The sequence below is a fragment of the Planotetraspora silvatica genome, assembly GCF_016863315.1.
Classification (GTDB): Bacteria; Actinomycetota; Actinomycetes; order Streptosporangiales; family Streptosporangiaceae; genus Planotetraspora; species Planotetraspora silvatica.
On the sequence record NZ_BOOQ01000030.1, the window covers coordinates 135,844 to 157,764 of the forward strand.

Here is a 21,921-nt window from a genome sequence, read left to right on the forward strand (position 1 = left end):
GTTCACGCGGCCAGGAGACCGACCATCCCGGCGATCTTCTTGCTCATCTCGATTACCGCCTTGCTCTTGGGGGGTGGCTGGTCTATACCGGTTGGCGGCCTTGGGCGGCGGATAGATCCCTTATGTAGGGGTCTAAGGCTGTCAGGGTAAACAGAAGGCAAAGTTTTGGTCTATACCGCCATGTATCGGATTCGCAACAACGATGGCCGTTGCGGCAGCCGGTCTATACCGGGAAGGCGAATCGCTCTCGGAGCGTCATGAGCGGATCAGGGACGAGGGCGTTCCCTACCCGGGCCTGCCCCGGGGATCACGTACCCGCGTCCAGCGCTCCTGCCGCCGGGCTCGGCGGGCGTGTCCGCACTCGGCGGGTGATTTCCGCGGTGTCGGCGATGCCGGTCTCGGCCAGGGCGATGACGCGGGCGTGCGGGTGAGCGGCACCGGCCATCCGGGCGAGTACGTGTCCCGGGGGTGTCTGGATGAACAGGGCCGTGCCGAGCTCGCCGAGGATGGCGGTGGCGTCGCGCCATTTCACCGTCGTGGCGATGCCGAGGGCGAGGTCGTCGAGGACGGCGCCGGCGTCGTCGAGGAGGCGGCCGGTGGAGTCGCTGACATAGGGGACGGTCAGGCGACGGCGGGGGACCGCGCCGAGGTGGTCCGCCATGGCGCCGGCGACGCCGTCGAGCAACGGGCAGTGTGAGGGGACGCCGATGTCCAGGCGCTGCACACGCCGGGCGCCGGCGTGCGCGGCCGTCGTGGTCAGGCGCTCCAGGGCCAGGGTGCTGCCCGCGACCACGATCTGCTCGTCGGTGTCGACGACCGCCACGTAGGCCGGGTCGTCCCCGGTGCTGATCGATTCGACCATGCGCCGGACGTGGGACACGCTCAGCCCGAGGACGGCGGCCATGCCGTAACCGGAAGGGTAGGCGTCACGCATCAGTTCGCCGCGGTGGCGCACGGCCACGAGGGCTTCCGCGAAGGTGAGGACCCCGGCGGCGACGGCGGCGGGGAACGCTCCGATGGAGTGCCCGGCCACGGCGTCGGGAGTCACGCCCTCGTCGGCGAGGGCCCTGGTCGCGGCGACTCCGGCGACGCAGAGCGCGACTTGCGTGGTGACGGTCGATTCCAGCGCCTGAGCCGTGTCCTGCCGGGACGAGCCGGGCAGGATCCGCTCGGCCTCGGTGAGGGTCGCGGCGACGGCCGCGTGATCGGGGAGGTCGTGGAGCATCCCGGGTCGCTGGGTGCCCTGGCCGGGATAGAGGAAGGCGACTCTCACGCGAGGACCCACGGGTCGTCCACCAGCTCGGGGCCGTGGCCGGTGCGGGCCAGGACGGGACCGCCGGTACGGGCCCATTCGATGAGGCTTACCCCGCCACACGGGGTCTCCAGCTGGCAGTCGACCGTACCGGCGAGAGCGGCGAAGGCGTCCACCAACCGGGCGGCCACGCTCGGCTCCAGCCTGCGCGGTGTCCGGATCAGCAGGTCCAGATCGCTTCCAGGGTGAGTGGCGGCCTGGCCGGTGGCGAGTTCGAAGCCGACGCTGCCGACCGGACCCCAGACGGTGTCACCGCCCAGCTCGGCGGTCAGCCGCAGGGCGACGGAGGACAGGGTGACGGCCAGCCTGGGGAGGCGGGGGCGCAGCCGGTTCAGTTCCTCTGGCGGCACGCGGCGGGTCACCGCGCCGGCGGGGACGAGGACGGCATGGCGTTGCCATCGCTGAGATCCGCGCAGGCCGACGGGGATCAGGCCGGGCGGGTGTGGAGCCCGCCGTACGACGCCCCAGGGGCAGGCGGCGAGCGATGCGGAGGCCCAGCCGGGGAGCGCGACGGCGAGTGCCGCGCTCCCGGTGAGTCGCAGCAGGTCGTGTGGGCGCGGGGTCAGTGCCATTGGGCGGCGAGCGCCTCGCGGATGCGACGGGAGGCCGCCCGGGTCACCCGGGCGCCGGGTGAGGTGAGACGGTTGCTCAGGTCGCGGGGGCCGCGGCGGGCCCGTTCGACGGCGGCGGTGAGCGCGTCCTTCGCCGTCCGCACGTCTGTCTCGGTCGGGTCGTCGGCGTCCTCCACGTCCAGGAGTTCGTCGCACAGGCCGAGCTTCGCCCAGTCGGCGACCTCATAGGACAGCGGGGGGATGCGGGCGGCCAGCTCGTCGAGCTCGTCGGAGGTCCGGCGGGTCACCCTCGCCGCGGCCTCCTTGTGCATGGCGTGGATCACGACGCCGGGGTCGTCGAGCGCCAGGATCTGGTTCGCCTGATAACCGTGGGCGAGCAGGCCACCGGACAGCGCCGTCCCGACGATGAGTGTGATCACGGGGTGTCCGGCCGCACGGGCGGATGCGTAGGCGTCCACGGCGGCGGCGAGCGCATGGTGGATGCCGAGCAGCTCTTCGACGCGTCCGTAGGCCTGGCTCGGGAGGTCGACGACGGCGACGATCGGGCGGCGGCGGTCCTCGGCCCGATGCGCGTCCTCGGTGACCGCGCCGGTCACCGTCTCGGCGAGGGCGAGCCCTTCGCGGAGGCCGACCTCGCCCTTCCGGGCTCGGCGGTAGGGGCTTCGCGGGTCCGGCACGACGGCGATAAGGCGGGCGGTGTCGGCGCCCAGCGCGGCGTCCGCTGTGATCACGGAGGGGACCACATGGGTCACGTCGCCGTCGGCGAGTGCCCGAGTCCAGCTCTGACCGCGGCTCATGGCCGGTCTCCCTCCCGGGGTACGGCGTGCGCCCACACGGCCGCGAGGTCCGCCGGCGCCGGCGGGTCGGTCGGGTCGACGGCTTCGAGGCGCGCTCGCAGCTCGCCGATCCGCCGGGAGCGGTGTTCGCCCGGGACCCCGCGTTCCATGGCCTCGATCACGGCGGATCGCATGGCGGTGACGTCGTCGAGGACCAGCACGTCCGCCAGGCCGGTCCTGGTGCGTTGCGCGCCGCCGTCGATCGACCAGATCAGTGTGTGGTCGGAGGCGTCGAACTCGGCGACGCCGGCCTCGGACTCGATCACCTGGGGACCGTCCAGCCCGAGACGGCCCTCCGCTGTGATGATCAACGTGCTGCACAGTCCGGCGGCGATGCTCATGCCGCCGAAACAGCCCAGCGTCCCGGCGATGACGCCGATGACGGGCTGAAGGGCGCGCAGTTCCAGCAACGCGGAGCACACCTCCGCGACCGTGGCCAAGCCCAGGTTGGCCTCCTGAAGGCGTACGCCTCCGGTCTCCAGGAGCAGGACCGCGACGGTCGGGGTGCCGTCGCGGCTGTCCCGGGCGGCCAGAGAAAGCGCGGCGGCGATCTTCACACCGGAGACCTCACCGATGCCGCCGCCCTGAAACGCCTGTTCGATGGCGATCACGACCGCGGGCCGTCCGTCGAGCCTTCCCTTGACGACGATGACGCCGTCGTCGGACTGCGGGACCACGCCCTGGGGTTCCAGCCAGGGCGACTCGATGCGGTCGAAGGGGCCGCACAGCTCGCGGGCGGTGCCGTCGTCGAGCAGCGCCGTGGCGCGCGCCCGGGCGTCCAGTTCGATGAAGCCGGTGCGGGCGAGTATCGCGGTCCAGTCCGTGGGCCCGTCCGCCGCCGGTGGAGGGGACGTCATCGTCTGCTCTCCTCGACGGCCTGCCGCAGGCGCAGGGTGACCACGCCGGGAGTGGCACCGAAGTCGTTGAGCTCGAAGGCGGCGGCGACACGGTGCCGGGCGAAGAACCGCTCCAGCACGGTTCGCCACACCGTGTCGAACCCGTCGACGCTGGTGCGTACACGTACTCGCGCGGTGCCGGGCGGCTCCGGCGTCATCAGGATCTCCAGGTCTCCTGAGCCGACCACCCCGACGTGCGCCCGTCGGGGAGGCGGCCGGTCGGCCGGGAACTCGAAGTTCAGCGTCTGCACGCGACCATCCCCCGTTCGGCCTCGGTGAGATGCTCCGGCCACGGCACCATGTCGAGGAAGAGCGCGGCGGCCAGCAGGTCGCCGCTCCCACCCGGCGAGAGCCGGTGTGCCCGGAGCCGCTCGTCCAACTCCATGAGAGCGGCCCGGCCGGATTCCGTTCCCGCGCCTCCCTCGCCCAGGACGCGCGCGGCGCCGCGCTGGACGACGCGCAGCCCCCCGAGACCGCCACGATGCAGGACGCAGGTGTCGTCCAGGAGGCTCATCACCTCCAGCAGCGCGTCCAAGCGGGCCAGGTCCTCGGCGAGCCCGGCCGCTCTGGCCCGGCGCAGCCGCGGCAAGGCGACCCCGATGACGTGGGGGAAGGCGGCCTCGGCCTCGCCCCGAGCGCCGCACCCCCCGTATCGCCGCCGCACCCGCTCGCCATGGGAGACGGTCCGCGCCGGGCCGTGCCGATCGGGGAGGGCGGCCAGGCGGGCCGCGCGACAGGCCGCCTCCCGCTCGTCGCGGGAGCCGCCGGCGGCGGCGACCAGCAGTCCGAGCGCCCACAGCGCCCCGCGGTGCGTGTTCACCCCCCGAGTGACCCGCAGCATGACCTGGTCGCCCGTACGGCCGAGCCGGCCCAGCTCTTCGCGGAGCCCGACCCCGATGGCCGTTCGACTCGCCGCGTCCGCGGCGGATCTGAAGACGGGGCGCAGCGCCTCGGCGGAGGCGAGCAGGAGCGGCAGATCCATGTCGTCGTGCGCGCCGCCGCCGCGGTGGTCGACCAGGCCGGGCTTGGGACCCAGCCGGGCCTCCTCATGGAGCGCCCTGACCGCGAGATCGGCGAGCAGAGTCGCGGACGGCGCCCGCGCGTCACCGCCGGCGATCACCGGCGGATCACCAGGTCCGGAACTGGGCGGGTGGGTCATACAGGCCTCCAGACCAGGCGACGAGATCTTCGACGCTGCGGGCCGCCAGCAGGGAACGTCGCGCCCGGCGGACGTCGACCTTGAGGTCCTCGGGCAGCGCGACCAGACCGTCGCGGCGCAGTGCCTCGACGCGCCGCTCGTCCAGGCGCCGGCCGACCGGGGTGGCGCCCGCGATCGCGGCCAGCGCTTCCCGCCGGTCGGCCAGGCCGGCGGCCTTGTAGAGATAGGCCACGCCCTCTTCCGTGACCACGTGGCTGACGTCGTCGCCGTAGATCATGATCGGCGGGATCGGCATGCCGGAGTCCTTGCCCACCTGGACCGCGTCCAGCGACTCGACGAACACCGGAGTGCCGCCGGAGCGGAAGGTCTGGGTGATCTGCACGACGAGTTTGCGTCCCCGCAGTGCGGGGGCCTCACCGGTGAGCAGGCTCAGCCATGCGGGGGAGGCGTGCCTGCGGCCGTGCGGATCGTGTCCCATGTTGGGGGCGCCGCCGAAACCGGTGAGACGGCCCTCGGTCACGGTGGAGGAGTTCGCGTCGGCGTCGATCTGCAGCGACGACCCGATGAACATGTCCACGGCGTACTGACCGGCGAGCTGGCACAACACCCGGTTCGAGCGGAGCGATCCGTCGCCGCCGGTGAAGAACACGTCGGGGCGGGCGGCGACGTAGCGCTCCGTGCCGGGTTCGCCGCCGAAACAGTGCACCGACTCGACCCAGCCGCTCTCGATGGCGGGGATGAGCGTCGGATGCGGGTTGAGCGTCCAGTGCCTGCAGATCTTCCCCCGCAGGCCCAGTTCCTCGCCGTAGGTGGGCAGGATGAGTTCGATCGCGGCGGTGTCGAAGCCGATGCCGTGATTCAGCGTCGTCACCTCGTGCCGTTCGTAGACGCCGCGCAGAGCCAGCATGGCCATCAGGATGCTCACCTGGCCGATTTCCCGGGGGTCCCGGGTGAACAGCGGTTCCAGCACGTACGGCCGGGGGCTCTCCACGATGAGGTCCACCCAGTCGCCGGGGATGTCCACTCGGGGAACCCGCTCCACCAGTTCGTTGACCTGGACCAGCACCACCCCGCCGCGGAACGCCGCCGCCTCCGCGATGGTCGGGGTGTCTTCCGTGCCGGGGCCGGTGTACAGGTTTCCCTCGCGGTCCGCCTGCTCGGCGCAGAGCAGCGCGACATCCGGAGTGAGGTCGACGAACATCCGCGCGTACAACTCGACGTAGGTGTGGACCGCCCCGACCTCGACCTTGCCGTCGGCGAGCAACTGCGCCATGCGCACGCTCTGCGGGCCGGCGTACGCGAAGTCGAGACGGCGGGCCACGCCGCGCTCGAAGACGTCCAGATGCTCACGCAGGCTGATCGAGGAGATCAGCAGATGCAGGTCGTGGAGCACGCCCGGATCGCAATCGGCCAGCGCCTCGGCGAGGAAGTCCGCCTGTTTCTGGTTGTCGCCCTCCAGCGCGACCCGATCACCCGGACGCAGCAGCGACTGCAGGGCGTCGCGCATCCGCCCGGCGTCCAGCACCCGGCCCGAGGTGAAGGAGCGCACCGCCTCCAACCGCTCCCGCTTCGCCGTCCGCCGCTGGGTCCAGTCCCGGGGTGCCGCCCTCGCGGGCGTCACGGCCTGCCCAATGCCGTCATCCGTCCGTGATGCCTCGAACGGCGGCGCAATTAACTCAAAGGCAGTTAAAACGTCACAGGCTCGATCGGGCTGGAAGCGCTTCCCGGGCCGCGTGTTTCCTGACAAGATCCAACATGGGCGGTCATCAGTGATGTCGCCGAGGATTTCTTGTCGAAGATGGGCGAGCGCGGATGGATCCTCTCCAACCGGGCGATCCGGCGCAGGTCGGCACGTATCGGCTACTGGGGCGTCTCGGCGCGGGCGGCATGGGGCAGGTGTTCTTCGGACGCTCGCCCGGAGGACGCCCGGTCGCGGTCAAACTCATCCGTCCCGAGCACGCCGGCAGCGAGCAGTTCCGCGCCAGGTTCGCCAGGGAGGTCGAGGCCGCCCGGAGCGTGGGCGGTTTCCACACCGCGCCGGTCGTCGACGCCGACCCGTCCGCCGACCCGCCCTGGATGGTGACGGCGTACATCCCGGGGCCGTCCCTGCAGGAGGCCGTCGTCCAATACGGTCCGCTGCCTCCGGAGGCGATCCGGTCCCTGGGCGCGGGTCTGGCCGAAGGCCTCGCCGCCATCCACAGGTCCGGGCTCGTGCACCGGGATCTGAAACCCGCCAACGTGATCCTGGCCACCGACGGGCCACGCGTGATCGACTTCGGCATCGCCCGTGCCCTGGACGGCGCGGGCGGTGTGACCCTCACCGGCGCCGTCGTCGGCACCTTCGCGTACATGTCCCCCGAGCAGGTCCGGGCGGAGCAGGTCGGGCCGGCCGGCGACGCCTTCTCCCTGGGCTGCGTCCTCGCCTACGCCGCCACGGGCCACAGCCCCTTCGACGCGGGATCCATCGCCGCCGTCGTGCACCGCGTCATCAGTGAGCCTCCCGACCTCGTCGGTGTGCCCCTGGGGAACGGGCTGCGTGACCTGATCACCGCCTGCCTGGCCAAGGACCCGGCGGCCAGGCCGTCCATGAGTGACATCCTGGCCCGGCTGAGCGCACCCGGCGCCGGTGACCTGCCGCCCACCGTCGTCGACATGATCACATCGAGGGAGTCGCAGTCGCGCGCCGCCCTCGAGAATCACGGCGGTCACACGGCGACGGAGCACCTGGAGGCGCCGCCGCCCCCGCCCGCACCCCGGTTGATCAGGCGCCGCTCGGTGCTCATCGGCGGGCTCGCCGCCGCGGCCGCGATCTCCGTGCCCGCGATCGTCATCGTCGCGGCCTCCGACGATCCCCCAGGCGACACCGGCCCGGCGCCCAGCCGCTCCGCGGAACCCGAAGTCACCGCTCGCCCCGAGTTCGCCGTCCAGCCCGAGATCGCCGCGAGCCCTCCCGCCGAGATCCTCACCTACGAAGGTTCTCCCGGCGATCCCTCCGTCACCCAGATGGACTTCAGCCCGGACGGCTCGATCCTCGCCTGCGGGAACGGCTCGGGAGACATCCGCATGTGGAACGTGGCCTCCAAGCGTTCCATCGCCGACTTCGAGGGCCACGACGACTCCGTCAGATCTGTTGCCTTCAGCCCGGACGGCAAGACGCTCGCGAGCGGGAGCATGGACCTGACCGTCCGGCTGTGGGACGTCGCGACCGGGCGCACCACCGCCGTCCTCACCGATCACACCGACTATGTCTGGACGGTGGCGTTCAGCCCCGACGGCAGGACCCTGGCGAGTGCCGGCTGGGACGGCACCGTCCGCCTGTGGGACGTCGCGACCGGGCGCACCGTCGACGTCCTCACCACCGACGACAGCGTCTTCGGAGTCGCCTACAGCCCTGACGGCGAGCTCCTCGCGACCAGTGACGGCGGAACGGTCCGGCTGTGGGGCACCTCGTCGGGACGTTCCGTGGCCGTGTTCCCCGAGGAGCCGGAGCCGGTCGACGCGGTGGTCTTCAGCCCCGACGGCAGGACTCTCGCCGGCGCCTGCGGCGACGACGTCCTGTTATGGGATGTGGACAGCCGGCGCCTCATCGGCACCCTCGCCGGCCACACGGACAGTGTCGCGGGCCTGGCGTTCAGCCCGGACGGCGGAACGCTCGCCAGCAGCGGCTTCGACGGCGCCGTCCGGCTGTGGGACATGACATTCAGCAGGCCCACCAAGGTCCTGACCGGTCACACCGACATCGTGCTGTCGGTGGCGTTCAGCCCGGACGGAGGAATCCTGGCCAGCGGGAGCGGCGATCTCACCGTCCGGCTGTGGAACCTGAAGGGGTGACCACAGCCGGACCGCTCAGGCGTGATCGCTCACTTGAGCATGACCTTGATGGACTCCCGGGAGGCCATCGCGGCATACCCCTGGGCCACGTCCTCCAGCGGGAGCGTGGTGTCGAAGACCGGGCCGGGATCGAGGGTGCCCTCCACGATCCGCGAGATCAGGTCGGGGAGGTACCTGCGGACGGGAGCGACCCCGAGATTCAGGCTCAGATGGTGGATGAGGGGCTGGAACAGCGGCAACTCCGGCATCGTGTGCGGCATGCCGACCGCGCCGATCGCTCCTCCCTCGCGGGCCATGCCGACGGCCATCGCCCAGGACTCGGGCGTGCCGACCGCTTCCACCACATGGCGGACGCCCAGGCCGCCGGTCCTTTCGCGGACGGCCGCGATGCCCTCGTCGCCCCGCTCGGCGATGACGTCCGTCGCTCCGAACGCCTTGCCGATCGCGGCGCGGTCTGCGTGCCGGCTCATCAGGAAGATCCGGTCGGCCCCGAGGACGGCCTTCGCCCCGAGCACCGCGCACAGTCCGACCGCCCCGTCGCCGATGACGGCCACCGCCGAACCTTCGGTGACCCCGGCCATGACTGCTCCGTGCAGCCCCGTGGCCATCACGTCGGAGGTGGACAGGAGCGCGGCGTACAGCGACTCGTCGACTCCGCTCACGCCGCCCGGCACGGCCACGAGGGTTCCGTCCGCCTGGGGAACCCGCACGGCCTCGCCCTGGCCGCCGTCGGTGCCCGGCGCGCCGAAGGTGCCGCCGTTGGCGCACGAGCTCTGGATCCCGTCCACGCAGGCCGGGCAGGTGTTGTCGGACCATTTGAAGGGCGCGACGACGAGGTCGCCGGGGTGGAGAGTCCGGACCTCGTCGCCGACCTCCTCGACGATGCCCATGAATTCGTGGCCCAGCCGGGATCGCTCGGCGCGGTTGATGACGCCGCGGTAGGACCACAGGTCCGAACCGCAGACGCAGGAACGGAGAACCCTGACCACGGCGTCGGTGGGCTGGGACAACGACGCGTCGGGCACGTCGTCGACGACGACGTTCCCAGCGGACAGGTAGAGAGCGGCACGCACGGAGAGTTCGCCTTCGTTCGGGGGTTGACGTAGGGGTCGGGGGAGCGGGTCAGTGCACGACGGGGGTGCGGGCCTCGACGGCCAGCGCCGACTCCACGTAACCGGCGGCCGCGAGCAGTCCCATGTCGGTGCCGAGCGGGGACGACAGCTGAAGCCCGATCGGAAGGCCGTCCGCGCTCCAGCCGCAGGGCAGCACCAGCGCCGGTGCTCCGGTGAGGTTGTGGACGCCGGTGAACATCCCCTCGGCGGCGCCTTCGGGGGTGTCGACCGGAGGTGTGGTGACCGGCGCGACGAAGGGTGCGGCGGGAGTCAGCAGGACGTCGATTCCGGCATAGACCTCGGCCGCGGCGGGCAGCAGCCGCTCCCGCCTCGCCAGGGCTTCGCGGTAGTCGGCCTCGCTCACGCCGGAGCCGGAACGCAGCAGCCGCAGGGTCTCCGGGCCGTAGTGGCCGGGGTCGTCCGTCACCCGCGCGCCATGCAGCTGCCAGGCCTCGAACAGCAGGATGTCGGAGAACGTCTCCTCCAGCTCAGCGAACACCGATCCGTCGACCTCGGCGATCGGGCAGCCGGCGTCGCGCAGGACGCCGATCGCGTCGCGCACCGCGGCCGCCACATCCGGCTCAACCTCGGCGTGTTCGAGCTGACCTGGCAGGACGCCGATCCGCAGCGCCGTGCCGCTCAGGGTCTGCGGCCCGGCACCGGTCAGGGCCGAGAAGACCTCGGCCGTGGTCGCGACGTCGCGGGCGAGCAGTCCCACATGGTCCAGTGTCGGCGCGAGCGCCTCGACGCCGTCCACGGGCAGCGCGCCATAACTCGGCTTGAACCCGACGGTGGCGCAGTAGTGCGCCGGGATCCGGATCGAGCCGCCGGTGTCCGTGCCCAGCGCGACCGCGCAGGCGCCCACTCCGACCAGAGCGGCCGAGCCCCCGCTGGACCCGCCGGCGGTCCGTTTCGGGTTGTACGGATTCATCGCCTCGGGCACGTCCGGGTGGACCGCGCCGGCCGCGTACTCGAGCAGCGACGTGGCCGCGAAGACGTCCGCTCCGGCGGAGCGCAGCGTCGTGATGATCGGGGCGTCGGCCGTGGCCGGTTCTGAGCGCATCGACGCGGCGTTGCCGTTGCCGCGCGGGTGGCCCGCGATGTCGATCAGGTCCTTGACCGCGATCTGCACGCCGTGCAGCGGTCCTTCCGGTGCGCGCGAGGGCGCGTGGAACAACGTGACCACGGCGTTCAGCGGCCGGCCGAGTCGTTCCGACCGTTCGTAGGCGGCGAGCAGTTCCAGGTTGGCCACCTCGCAGGTGCGCTCGCCCCGCTCGATCGCCTTGATGAGCTCCCCGGTGTAGGTCGTCAGCGGCCCGGCGAGGTCGTGCAACAGGTCGTCGACCTCGGTCTTGCGCTTGCGGACCATCAGGTCGCGGTAGATGCCGCTGTGGGACTTCGCGCTGTTGCGGTTGAAGGTGACCAGCCGGGCGAGTGAGCCCTCGAGGTCGTCGGGCTCGAAACCGTCGAATCCCTCGGGCTTCACCGGCGCCTGCGCGAGCACCTCCCGGGCGATGGCGAGCATGAGCGGACGCCACCGCGGCGCCTCCAGGGAGTCGGCGATGGACAGGTCGGAGACCGCGCCGGCGTAGAGCATCGCGCCGTAGGCCTCCTTGCCCCAGAGGAATCCCATGATGTTGCCGGTGGCCTCGGCGTAGGGGAGCGCCGCGACGAGTTCGCGGACCCGCGGGGTGATCTCGCCGCCGGTCGACTCGCCGACGCGGAACGTGCCGATGTTGCCCTGCATGATCCGGCCGGGAGCGAGCACGTCCGCGCCGAAGTTCACGAAGCTCACGAGGAGCCGGTGGGCGCCGACCACGGCGGAGAGCGCGTCGGCGGTCAGGCCGTTCTGGAAGCTGACCAGGTAGCCGTCGGGGGCGAGCCGATCGCGGACGAGTTCCGCGGCCTGGGCGGTGTGATGGCTCTTGACGGCGATCGCGACGTGGTCCAGCCGGTCCGGCAGGTCTTCGGGGGTGACGGCCCGCGCCGCCACCGTGAAGTTCTCGACCGGTCCTTCGATGGACAGGCCGTCCCGGTTGATCACCTCGACATGCGCCGGGTCGGCGTCGCAGAACAGCACGTCATGGCCGGCGCGGATCATGTGGGCGCCGATCGTTCCGCCGATCGCACCGGCGCCGATGATGGTCAACTGCATGAGGGATCCGCCCTAGTTTGGTAGCTCTTGGGGGGCTTTGCCGTCGGACACTACCTGAACCGATTTGAATGCTCTAGTCTGCATCTGCTGGTGAACTCGGGACGGCGACCTTACGTATGACAGCTGATTCGCTCGTAATCTTTGCGAAACGTAGAAGTGCTCGAATACCTCATGGCCGCGCCCGATCAGCCTCCGATCGGATCCCCCCGGGCCTCTCCGAACCGTTCTGATCCACAGAGCACGACCGTGAAACCCATGAAGGATAGGCATGTCTGACCAGAGCCATGACGCGTTGAACACCTCGCACTCGGAGATACCCCCGGGCCTCAGGGTCCCCGCGATCAGCAGGCGCCGGATGCTCCAACTGGGCGCCCTCGGCATAGGAGCCTTCTCCGCTGCGCCGCTGCTGGCCGCCTGCGGGTCCACCTCGACCACCTCGCAGGCCACCTCGGGCGGGACCAAGAAGGGAGGCAACCTCGTCATCGTCCGCGACCACGACGCGGTGAACATGGACAAGACGACGGTGTTCAGCAACGGCTCGATCTGGATCTACAACCAGATGTACGAGCCGCTGGTGGCCATGACGGACGACGGCCAAGGGGTGAAGCCCTGGCTCGCGGAGAGCTACGAGATGTCGCCGGACAACCTGTCCTGCACGCTGAAGCTCAGGCAGGGCGTGAAGTTCCACAACGGCCAGCCGATGACCTCGGCCGACGTGAAGTTCTCCATCGACGAGTCGAGCAAGACCAAGGGCGGCTGGGAGTTCATCAACTCCGCGATCAAGGAGGTGACCACCCCGGACGACTACACCGTCGTGGTGACCACCAAGTACCCGTGGGCGCCGCTGCTGGCCGACCTGAGCTGCCCGAACAACGGCATCATCCCCAAGGACTACGCGGGCAAGACCAAGGACGAGTTCTACGCCGCCCCGATCGCGACCGGCCCGTTCATGTGGGACACCTGGCAGAAGGGCAGCTCTCTCACACTGAAGAAGCACCCGTCCTACTGGCAGCCGGGCAAGCCGTACCTGGACTCGGTCACCTGGAAGGTGGTCGCGGACAGCAACGCCCGCGCGCTCCAGCTGCAGGGCGGGCAGGCGCACATCAACGAGGCTCCGCCGTTCTCCAGCATCGCGCAGCTCAAGAACACGCCCAATGTGAAGGTCGATGTGTTCCCGTCCACCAGGACGGACTACATCATGATGAACTTCACCAAGAAGCCGTACGACGACGTGCACGTGCGCCGCGCCATCTCCTACGCCGTCGACCGGGAGGCGCTGGTCAAGAACATCCTGTTCGGCTACGGCACCCCGGCGAACTCGTTCATGATGCCGTCCACGCCGTACTACGACAAGAACACCCCCGGCATCCAGTACGACATGGCCAAGGCCAAGGAGGAGATGAGCCAGTCGAGCGTGCCGAACGGCTTCACCACCACCTGGCTGGCCATGTCCGGCGACGCGGTGGACGCGGCGATCGCGCAGGTCCTGCAGGCGTCGCTGAAGGAACTCGGCATCACCATGAACATCCAGAACGTGGACCCGAGCGCTCAGCACGACCTGACCGGCAAACTCCAGTACGAGATCGCGCACTCGTACTGGACGATGGACCTCGCCGACCCCGACGAACTGGCGCAGTTCGCGCTCGACCCGACGACCGGCGGGCACTCCTTCGACACCGGCTTCAACGACCCGTCGATCATCGACCTGGTGCACCAGGCGCAGAAGGAGTTCGACAAGACCAAGCGCCAGGACCTGTACAGCCAGCTCCAGCTGAAGGCCGCCGAGTCCGCGTTCATGGCGTTCCTGTTCTACACGCCGTTCCCGTACTCGACCTCCAGCAAGGTCCAGGGCTTCAAGGTCCTGCCCACCGGCTCCTACCACATGGAAGACGTCTCCTTCTGATCAGGAGTACGCCGACCGAACACATGGAGCGACAGAGTCGATGAAGTATCTGGTCTACATTCTCAAACGGCTGGTGTCCCTGATCCCGGTGCTGCTGGGGATCTCGTTCATCGTGTTCTTCCTCATCCGCCTGATACCAGGGGATCCGGCGGCCACGTTGCTCGGGTCGCACGCCACTCCCGACGCGATCCGCGAACTGCGCATCCAGTTGGGGCTCACCGATCCGTTGTGGAAGCAGTACCTGACGTTTCTCGGTCACCTGTTGCAGGGCAACCTCGGTTACTCGTACGTGTACAGCAGTTCGGTCCTGGACCTGGTCACGATCAGCCTGCCGGTGACGATCTGGCTGCTGGTCTCGGGCACCGTCTTCACGCTCCTGATCGCTGTGCCGTTGGCCGTCCTGGCCGCGGCACGGCGAAACGGGATCGCCGACAACATCATCCGGGCGGTGCCGGTCGTGGGACTGGGACTGCCGGCGTTCTGGCTCGGCATCATGTTGATCCTGGTCTTCGGGTTGAAACTGGGCTGGTTCCCGGTCGCCGGGTACGGTGACACGCTGTCGGACCACCTGCGCGGCATGGTGCTGCCGGGCGTCACGATCGCCCTGACCCTCTCGCCGATCCTGATCCGCAGCCTGCGGGCCAGCATGATCGACGTGCTGAGCAGTGACTACATCGTGACGGCGCACGCCAAGGGGATCAGCACCTCGCGAGTGGTGCTCGGTCACGCCCTGCGCAACGCCGCGGTCTCGTCGGTCACCGTCCTCGGCGTGAACATCGCCTATCTCACCGGATCGACGCTCGTGGTCGAACGGGTCTTCTCGCTGCCCGGCATCGGACAGCAGATGATCAATTCCATTCTCGGAAGGGACTTCCCCACCGTGCAGGGAATCACCTTGATGTTCGCGATCATGGTCGTGGTCGTGAACCTGTTGACCGACGTCACGCACGCCGCGCTCGATCCCCGGGTCAAGCTCGCATGAGCGCTTCGACGAGTGTCGGTCCCGTCCTGCCGGCGGTCACCGGCACGCCCCGGCGCAGGCGCGGGCGATGGAACGTCCCCCTTGTGGCGGGGCTGGTGCTGTTCGCCCTCATCGTCCTGTGCGCGCTCTGCGCGCCCCTGCTGACGAGCTACGACCCGATCCAGCAGAACCTGAACGACGCCTTCCTCGCGCCCGGTGCGAAGAATCACCTGCTCGGCACCGACTCGCTCGGACGCGACGTGCTCTCCAGGCTGCTCTACGGCGCGCGCGTCGACCTCCGGGTCGGCGTGCTGGCGGTCATCTCGCCATTCGTGATCGGCAGCCTGCTCGGCCTGATCTCGGGATGGTTCGGCGGGTGGATCGACGCCGTCATCGGCCGCATCGTCGACATGGTGATCGCCTTCCCGTTCCTGGTGCTGGTCATCGCGCTGGTGTTCGCGATGGGCCCCGGCACGACGAGCATCTACACGGCCATCACGCTGGTCGGCTGGGTGGCGTACTGCCGCATCGTGCGCGGCCAGGTGCTGATCGCCAAGGAGCAGGAGTACGCGATGGCGGCCAGGGCCAGCGGCCTGCCGACGTGGCGGATCCTGCTGCGGCACCTGCTGCCCAACGTCGTCCTGCAGGCGATCGTCTTCTCGATGAGCGACATCGTGCTGACCCTGCTGGCGATCGTGACCCTGGGCTTCCTCGGTCTCGGGGTGCCGCCACCCACCCCCGACTGGGGAACCATGATCCAGGAAGGCCAGCAGTTCATCTTGGACAAGTGGTACATGTCCACGATCCCCGGCCTGGCGGTCGTCCTGACCGGCCTGGCACTGGCGTTGATCGCGGACGGCATCGTGGAGAAGGCGAACAAATGACCGCGCCACTGCTAGAGGTCCGCGACCTGCACGTGGACATCCCGATGTCGCACGGACGGCTGCACGCGGTCCGCGGGGTGTCCCTTTCGGTCGGCGTCGCCGAGTCGGTCGGGCTGGTCGGCGAGTCCGGCTCGGGCAAGAGCCTGACGCTGCGCGCGCTGCTCGGACTGCTGCCACGTCCGGCCAGGATCGCCTCCGGAACCGTGCTGATCGACGGTGAGGACGTGACCGGGCTGCCGGCCAAGCAGTTGCACCGCCGGCTGACCGACACGATGGGCATGGTGTTCCAGGACGCCCTGACCGCGTTGAATCCGGTCATGCGCGTCGGCGACCAGATCGCCGAGGCGCCGCTGCGCAAGCTGGGCAAGTCGCGCAGCGAGGCGAAGGCGATCGCGATCGACCTCATGACGGAGGTCGGCATCCCCGACCCCGAGCGCCGCTACCGCCTGTATCCCCACGAACTGTCCGGCGGGATGCGCCAGCGCATCTGCATCGCGATCGCGTTGTCCACCAAGCCGCGGCTGATCCTGGCCGACGAGCCGACCACCGCGCTCGACGTGACGATCCAGGCGCAGGTCCTCGGCGTGCTGCGCCGGCTCAAGCAGGAGGAGAACGTCGGGCTCCTGCTGGTCAGCCATGATCTCGCCGTGGTCAGCCAGACCTGTTCGCGGCTCTATGTGATGTACGCCGGCAAGGTCGTGGAGTCCGGCACCCTGCTCGACCTGGTCACCGCGCCCAAGCATCCGTACACGTTCTCGTTGCTGCGTTCGGTGCCCGATCCGGATCATCGCGTCGCCCGGCTGCTGACGATCCACGGGCAACCGCCCGACCTCAGCGAGGCCATCAGCGGATGTTCCTTCGCAGCCCGGTGCCCGTTCGCCGAAGAAGCCTGCCACCAGCGGGAACCGGTGCTGGCGCCGGTCGGATCGGCACCGGGCGCCGTGATCCGTGAGAGCGCCTGCCTGCGCGTCGGCACCGCGGAGCGCTGGACCGAGATGGTCTCTGAAGAAACGGTGAGTCAGCAGTAATGGCGGGAAACGAGATCCTCTCAGTCGAAGGCCTGGCCAGGCACTTCACCCCTCCGGTGGCGGTCACCGACCGGATCTTCGGCAAGAAGCCGGTGGTGAACCGCGCCGTCGACGGCGTGGACCTGGTCCTGCACAAGGGGGAGACGCTCGGCCTGGTCGGCGAGTCCGGCTGCGGCAAGTCCACTCTCGCGCGCTCCATCGTCGGCCTCTACCGGCCCACCGCGGGTGAGATCCGCTATGACGGCGAACCCCTCCAGGCGAAGCGGACCCGTGCCCAGCACCGCGCCATACAGATGGTGTTCCAGGACCCGTACAGCTCGCTGAACCCCCGGATGACCGTCGAGCAAACGCTGTCGGAGTTGCTCCGGTTCCACAAACTGGTCCCGCGTAACAAGGTGGGGGAGCGCAACCGGGAACTGATGCACCTGGTCGGCCTGCCCGAGCGGGCCCTGACGCAGCGGCCGCGCCAGTTCTCCGGCGGGCAACGGCAGCGCGTGGGCATCGCCCGCGCGCTGGCGCTCGAGCCGACGGTGCTGATCGCCGACGAACCGGTGTCGGCACTCGACGTGTCGGTGCAGGCCAACATCATCAACCTGCTCACCGATCTCAAGGAGACGCTCGACCTGTCGGTCATCTTCGTCTCGCACAACATGGCGGTCGTGCGGCAGATCAGCGATCGGACCGCGGTCATGTACCGGGGCCGCATCGTCGAGACCGGTGACACCGACACCCTGTTCGACGACCCGGTTCACCCCTACACCAAGCTGCTCATCGGCTCGGTGCCGAGGCTCGCCGGCGAAGGCGACCGGGGCGAGCCGGACGCGGCGGTGGCCGAGGCCGTCGTCGCGGAGAGCGGACAGAGCCCCGTCCTCGACGAGGTCGTCCGGTCGGCGGCACGCGAAGGAACCAGTCCGTGCCGTTACGCCGACCGTTGCCCGGCCGTCGTCGCCGCGTGCGCCGACGAGCCCTCCCTGATCATCGATCCACGTGACGGCAGCCGGTCGGCCGCCTGCGTCCACGTACCAGAACGAGCTGAAGGAGTAATCGCGTGAGTGGCCCCATCGTCATCGGCAGTGAGCGGAGTGAGGCGGGACTCCCCGCGGCGATGGAGATCCTCGCCCGCGGGGGTTCCGCACTGGACGCCGTCGAGGCAGGGTTACGGCGGTGCGAGGACAACCTGGACGACCACTATGTCGGGACCGGCGGGCTGCCGAACGCCCAGGGCGTGGTCGAACTCGACGCGTCGCTGATGGTCGGTTCGAGCAGGGCCTTCGGCGCGGTGGGCGCGGTGAAGGGGTTCCCCAATCCCATCTCGATCGCGCGGGCCGTACTGGAACGGCTGCCGCAGCACAGCCTGCTCGTCGGCCCGGGCGCCGAGTTGTTCGCCGAGGAGAACGGTTTCGAGCGGGCGGAACTGCTGACGGAGGAGTCCAGGAAGCTGTTCCTGGCGGCTCTGGAGCCGTCGGCCGAGTCGGTCGAAGGGGAGCGCACCGCCGCGCAGGCCGGTGACGAGCTGTACCGGAAGACCGCACTGGACCTGGTCAACCACTTCGCCCCGCACGACGGGCCCTGGGGCACCATCAACATCCTGGCCCTGGACTCCTCGGGTGAACTCGTCGTCGGCGTGTCCACCAGCGGCTATCCCTGGAAGTACCCGGGAAGGGTGGGGGACTCGGCCGTCCCGGGCGCGGGCAACTACGCCGACCTGCGCTACGGAGGCGCCGCCTGCACCGGACGCGGCGAGCTGAGCATGCGCGCCCTCGGAGCGCGCGGCATCGTCGCGGACCTGGCGCGCGGGCTCGATCCCTCCGCGGCCTGTCTGGCGATGTTGGCCGACGCGGCGACCCTGCCGGACGAATACCGCGCCGAGTTGCGCTGTCTCGCGCTCACTCCGGACGGGCGGCACGGCGCGGCGGCGGGCCAGACCGGTTCGGTGTACGCGGTGATGACCGAGACCTCGACCGAACCCGAGTTCCACCCGAGGAGCGTGCTGTGAAGGTCTACATCTCCTCCGACATGGAGGGCACCGCGGGCGTCGTCGACTGGGACCAGTGCGTCATCGGGGGGTCGCAGTACCCGTATTACACCGAGTTGCTGACCGGTGAGATCAACGCCGCCATCGAAGGCGCGATGCAGGCCGGCGCCACCGAGTTCCTCGTCAACGACGCGCATTCGAAGATGGCCAACCTGAAGCCGGACGCGCTCGCCGGGCGGGCCGGTTATCTGTCCGGCCGGTACAAGCCGATGTACATGATGCAGGGGCTCGACGCGACCTTTGACGCGATCTTCCTGGTGTCCTATCACGGTTCGATGGGCAGCCGGGGCTCGGTCCTGTCGCACACCTATTTCCCCACGGCGTTCGCCGAGGTCACCGTCAACGGCGTCGTCGCGGGCGAGGCCGGGATCAACGCGCTGGTGGCCGCCGCGTACCAGGTGCCGATCGTGCTGGTCACCGGCGACGCGACGACCGCCGAGGAGACCGAGCGGTTCTGCCCGGGCATCAAGGCCGCGGTCGTCAAGACGTCCGTGTCCCGGTTCTCCGCCGAATCGTTGCACCCGGCGGCGGCCAGGGACCTGATCCGCGAGCAGGCCCGGTCGGCCATCGAGGACCTGCCCACCGCGTGGCAGACGGCCGTCAGCCTTCCCGCCACCTTGGGCATCTCCTTCCGCAGCAGTGATTACTGCGAGCTGGCGGCCAGGATCGCCGGGGTCGAGCGGACCGGCGACCTTTCGGCGACGATCACCGGCGAGGACCCGCTGTGGATCTACCAGACGTTCATCACCGTCGTTCTGCTGTGCCGGGGCCTCGTCGAATGAAGATCGTCGAAGTTCTCACCGAACCGGTCCGCACCGGATTCTTCGCGGACGACCAGGCGGCGATCAGAGCCGGCGCCGAGCATGACGGGTTCTCCTACGCGGGCAGTCCCGTCACTCCGGGCTTCTCAGCCATCCGGCAGGCCGGCGAGGCGCTGTCGGTCATGCTGCTGCTCGAGGACGGCTCGGTCGCCCATGGGGACTGCGCCGCGGTGCAGTACAGCGGCGCCGGGGGCCGGGATCCGGTCTTCAGCGCGGCGGCGGCCCGGCGGGACGTCGAGGAACACCTCACACCACTGCTGGCCGGTGCGGAACTCGGCTCGTTCCGTGAACTGGCCACGCGGGTGGACGCCTGCCGATCGGCCACCGGCCCGCTGCACACGGCCGTGCGGTACGGGGTGACCCAGGCGGTGCTCGACGCGGTCGCGCAGAGCAGACGGCTCACCATCGCCGAGGTCGTGCGCGACGAATACGCGACCGGCGTGGACCTCCGGCCGGTGCCGATGTTCGCGCAGACCGGCGACGACCGGTACGGCAACGCGGAGAAGATGATCCTCAAGCAGGTGGACGTCCTCCCGCACGGCCTGATCAACAACGTCGACACCAAACTGGGACGCCAGGGCGAACTGCTGGAGGAGTACCTGCGGTGGCTGGTCGAAAGGATCAGCCGGCTGCGACCCGTCAGCGGATATCTGCCGCGGCTGCATTTCGACACCTACGGGACCGTGGGCCTGGCGTTCGGCGGTGACGTCGACGCCGTCGCCCGCTATCTCGCCCGCCTCGGGGACATCGCCGCGCCGCACGAACTGGTCATCGAGCATCCGATCGACGCCGGCGACCGGCAGTCCCAGATCGAGACGTACGTGCGCCTCCGGGCGGCACTGAACCGGATCGGCTCACCGGTCAAGATCGTCGTCGACGAGTGGTGCAACACCCTTGAGGACATCGAGATGTTCGTCGATCAGGGCGCGGCGGACGTGATCCACGTCAAGACGCCGGATCTCGGCGGTATCAACAACACCATCGAGGCGCTGCTCCTGGTCCGTGAACGGGGTCTCGTGGCGTACTGCGGCGGGACCTGCAACGAGACCGACCGTTCGGCGCAGATCAGTGCCCAGGTCGCGATGGCCTGCGGCGCGGGCCAGGTGCTGGCCAAACCAGGTATGGGCGTAGATGAGGGATTGATGATCGTGGGGAATGAGATGGCTCGGGTCACGGCGATCGCGGCGGCCCGTCGCGCCAGGCAGCCGGTGCTGCCATGATGCCGCTGTCCGACGTCCGGATCATCGCGATAGAGCAGTACGGCGCCGGGCCGTTCGGCAGCGTGCACCTGGCGGATCTCGGCGCCGAAGTCATCAAGATCGAGGATCCGTCGTCCGGCGGCGACGTCGGCCGGTACGTGGTGCCGGAACAGCACGGCGAGGACAGCCTGTTCTTCGAGACGTTCAACCGCAACAAGCGAAGCCTCGGCCTCGACATCTCCACCCCGGAGGGCCGTGCCGTGTTCGAGGACCTGGTCAAGGTCAGCGACGTGGTGCACTCGAACCTGCGCGGGGACGTCCCGGCCAAGCTGAGGATCCGCTACGACGACCTCAAGCATCTCAACCCCGCGATCGTGTGCAGCTCGCTCAGCGGATTCGGGATGACCGGCCCCCGCAGCGCGGAACCCGGCTACGACTACGTGCTGCAGGGGATGGCCGGTTGGATGGACCTCACCGGTGAACCCGACGGACCGCCCACGAAGTCCGGGCTGTCGCTGGTCGACTACGCCGGCGGTCTGGTGGCGGCAGGCTCGATCCTGGCCGCGCTGCATGCCGCGCGACGCGACGGGATCGGCGCGGACTGCGACATCAGCCTGTTCGACACGGCCATCTCGATGCTGACGTATCCGGCCGCCTGGCAGCTCAACGGTGATTTCGAGCCCAAGCGGACCCATCATTCGGCCCACCCGTCGCTCGTCCCGTTCCAGGCGTTCCCCACCGGAGACGGCTGGCTGGTCATCGCCTGCCCGAAGGAGAAGTTCTTCCGCAGACTCGCGCGGGCCGTCGAGCGTCCGGAGTGGCTGAGCGACCCGCGGTATGCGAACTTCGCCGCCCGCAGGGAGAACGCCGAGGCGCTGCTGGCCGAGCTGGAAGAGGTGTTCGCGACCGGGACCAGCGAGCACTGGCTGGGCCTCCTCCGGGAGGCCGGTGTGCCGTGCGGCCCGGTGAACTCCGTGGCCGAGGCTCTGCGAGATCCGCACACCGTCGCCCGGGGCATGGTGGTCGAGACCGAGCACCCCTATTTCGGGACCGTGCGGCAGGTGGCGAGCCCGCTGAGGGTGGGTTCGGGGGAGCGCCGGTACAGACGTGGTCCCCGGCGCGACGAGGACGCCGACTACGTCCTCACCGAGTTGCTCGGTTACGACGCGGACCGTGTCGAGCGGCTCCGCGCGGTGCCGTCAGACGGGGAGCGTTGA

19 protein-coding genes are annotated in these 21,921 nt (G+C 69.8%); 10 read left to right on the plus strand and 9 right to left on the minus strand.

Going from position 1 to position 21,921, the window contains the following annotated elements; all coding sequences use genetic code 11:
* Positions 1–307: 307 nt before the first annotated feature.
* From Psi02_RS23070 to mdcA, 7 genes are read right to left on the minus strand one after another with little or no spacing between them, the layout of a single operon-like run.
* Positions 308–1,285: a malonate decarboxylase subunit epsilon gene (locus tag Psi02_RS23070; protein ID WP_203977471.1), complete on the minus strand. Its 978-nt coding sequence runs from the start codon at positions 1,283–1,285 to the stop codon at positions 308–310.
* A complete protein-coding gene (locus tag Psi02_RS23075; protein ID WP_203977473.1) occupies positions 1,270–1,884 on the minus strand; it encodes a malonate decarboxylase holo-ACP synthase in 615 nt (204 codons plus the stop codon). Before Psi02_RS23075 ends, Psi02_RS23070 begins: the two co-directional genes overlap by 16 nt.
* On the minus strand, positions 1,875–2,681 hold the full coding sequence (gene mdcE / locus Psi02_RS23080) for a biotin-independent malonate decarboxylase subunit gamma (protein ID WP_203977475.1): 807 nt from the start codon (positions 2,679–2,681) through the stop codon (positions 1,875–1,877). Before mdcE ends, Psi02_RS23075 begins: the two co-directional genes overlap by 10 nt.
* Positions 2,678–3,577, minus strand: coding sequence for a biotin-independent malonate decarboxylase subunit beta (locus Psi02_RS23085; protein ID WP_203977477.1), 900 nt, complete (start codon positions 3,575–3,577; stop codon positions 2,678–2,680). Before Psi02_RS23085 ends, mdcE begins: the two co-directional genes overlap by 4 nt.
* Complete coding sequence (locus Psi02_RS23090) at positions 3,574–3,867, minus strand: malonate decarboxylase subunit delta (RefSeq protein WP_203977479.1); 294 nt, start codon at positions 3,865–3,867, stop codon at positions 3,574–3,576. Before Psi02_RS23090 ends, Psi02_RS23085 begins: the two co-directional genes overlap by 4 nt.
* The gene (locus tag Psi02_RS23095; protein ID WP_203977481.1) at positions 3,855–4,775 is read right to left on the minus strand and encodes a triphosphoribosyl-dephospho-CoA synthase; all 921 of its coding nucleotides are present in this window, start codon (positions 4,773–4,775) and stop codon (positions 3,855–3,857) included. The genes Psi02_RS23090 and Psi02_RS23095 overlap by 13 nt, the downstream gene beginning before the upstream one ends.
* Positions 4,744–6,396: a malonate decarboxylase subunit alpha gene (gene mdcA, locus Psi02_RS23100; protein ID WP_203977483.1), complete on the minus strand. Its 1,653-nt coding sequence runs from the start codon at positions 6,394–6,396 to the stop codon at positions 4,744–4,746. Before mdcA ends, Psi02_RS23095 begins: the two co-directional genes overlap by 32 nt.
* A 191-nt stretch (positions 6,397–6,587) precedes the next feature.
* Here mdcA and Psi02_RS23105 point away from each other — a divergent pair, with 191 nt between their 5' ends.
* A complete protein-coding gene (locus Psi02_RS23105; RefSeq protein ID WP_239095086.1) occupies positions 6,588–8,606 on the plus strand; it encodes a WD40 repeat domain-containing serine/threonine protein kinase in 2,019 nt (672 codons plus the stop codon).
* A gap of 29 nt (positions 8,607–8,635) precedes the next feature.
* On the opposite strand, the gene Psi02_RS23110 is transcribed toward Psi02_RS23105, so the two are convergent.
* Both Psi02_RS23110 and Psi02_RS23115 read right to left on the minus strand, forming a co-directional pair.
* Entirely contained in the window at positions 8,636–9,679 is a 1,044-nt protein-coding gene (locus Psi02_RS23110) for a zinc-binding dehydrogenase (protein WP_203977485.1), read from the minus strand.
* A 49-nt stretch (positions 9,680–9,728) separates the two neighbouring features.
* Entirely contained in the window at positions 9,729–11,873 is a 2,145-nt protein-coding gene (locus Psi02_RS23115; RefSeq protein WP_203977487.1) for an amidase family protein, read from the minus strand.
* Between the two features lie 268 nt (positions 11,874–12,141).
* On the opposite strand from Psi02_RS23115, the gene Psi02_RS23120 reads away from it, so the two are divergent.
* From Psi02_RS23120 to Psi02_RS23160, 9 genes are read left to right on the plus strand one after another with little or no spacing between them, the layout of a single operon-like run.
* Positions 12,142–13,776, plus strand: a complete 1,635-nt coding sequence (locus tag Psi02_RS23120; RefSeq protein ID WP_203977489.1) for an ABC transporter substrate-binding protein — start codon at positions 12,142–12,144, stop codon at positions 13,774–13,776.
* A gap of 40 nt (positions 13,777–13,816) precedes the next feature.
* Positions 13,817–14,758 (plus strand): ABC transporter permease, encoded by a 942-nt coding sequence (locus Psi02_RS23125; RefSeq protein ID WP_203977491.1) that lies wholly within the window; start codon positions 13,817–13,819, stop codon positions 14,756–14,758.
* Positions 14,755–15,621: an ABC transporter permease gene (locus Psi02_RS23130; protein ID WP_203977493.1), complete on the plus strand. Its 867-nt coding sequence runs from the start codon at positions 14,755–14,757 to the stop codon at positions 15,619–15,621. The genes Psi02_RS23125 and Psi02_RS23130 overlap by 4 nt, the downstream gene beginning before the upstream one ends.
* A complete protein-coding gene (locus Psi02_RS23135; protein WP_203977495.1) occupies positions 15,618–16,649 on the plus strand; it encodes an ABC transporter ATP-binding protein in 1,032 nt (343 codons plus the stop codon). The genes Psi02_RS23130 and Psi02_RS23135 overlap by 4 nt, the downstream gene beginning before the upstream one ends.
* On the plus strand, positions 16,649–17,701 hold the full coding sequence (locus tag Psi02_RS23140) for an oligopeptide/dipeptide ABC transporter ATP-binding protein (RefSeq protein ID WP_203977497.1): 1,053 nt from the start codon (positions 16,649–16,651) through the stop codon (positions 17,699–17,701). Before Psi02_RS23135 ends, Psi02_RS23140 begins: the two co-directional genes overlap by 1 nt.
* Positions 17,698–18,645: a glycosylasparaginase gene (locus Psi02_RS23145; protein WP_203977499.1), complete on the plus strand. Its 948-nt coding sequence runs from the start codon at positions 17,698–17,700 to the stop codon at positions 18,643–18,645. The genes Psi02_RS23140 and Psi02_RS23145 overlap by 4 nt, the downstream gene beginning before the upstream one ends.
* Positions 18,642–19,466 (plus strand): M55 family metallopeptidase, encoded by an 825-nt coding sequence (locus Psi02_RS23150; protein ID WP_203977501.1) that lies wholly within the window; start codon positions 18,642–18,644, stop codon positions 19,464–19,466. Before Psi02_RS23145 ends, Psi02_RS23150 begins: the two co-directional genes overlap by 4 nt.
* Positions 19,463–20,725 (plus strand): methylaspartate ammonia-lyase, encoded by a 1,263-nt coding sequence (locus tag Psi02_RS23155; RefSeq protein ID WP_203977503.1) that lies wholly within the window; start codon positions 19,463–19,465, stop codon positions 20,723–20,725. Before Psi02_RS23150 ends, Psi02_RS23155 begins: the two co-directional genes overlap by 4 nt.
* Positions 20,722–21,921, plus strand: coding sequence for a CaiB/BaiF CoA transferase family protein (locus tag Psi02_RS23160; protein ID WP_203977505.1), 1,200 nt, complete (start codon positions 20,722–20,724; stop codon positions 21,919–21,921). Before Psi02_RS23155 ends, Psi02_RS23160 begins: the two co-directional genes overlap by 4 nt.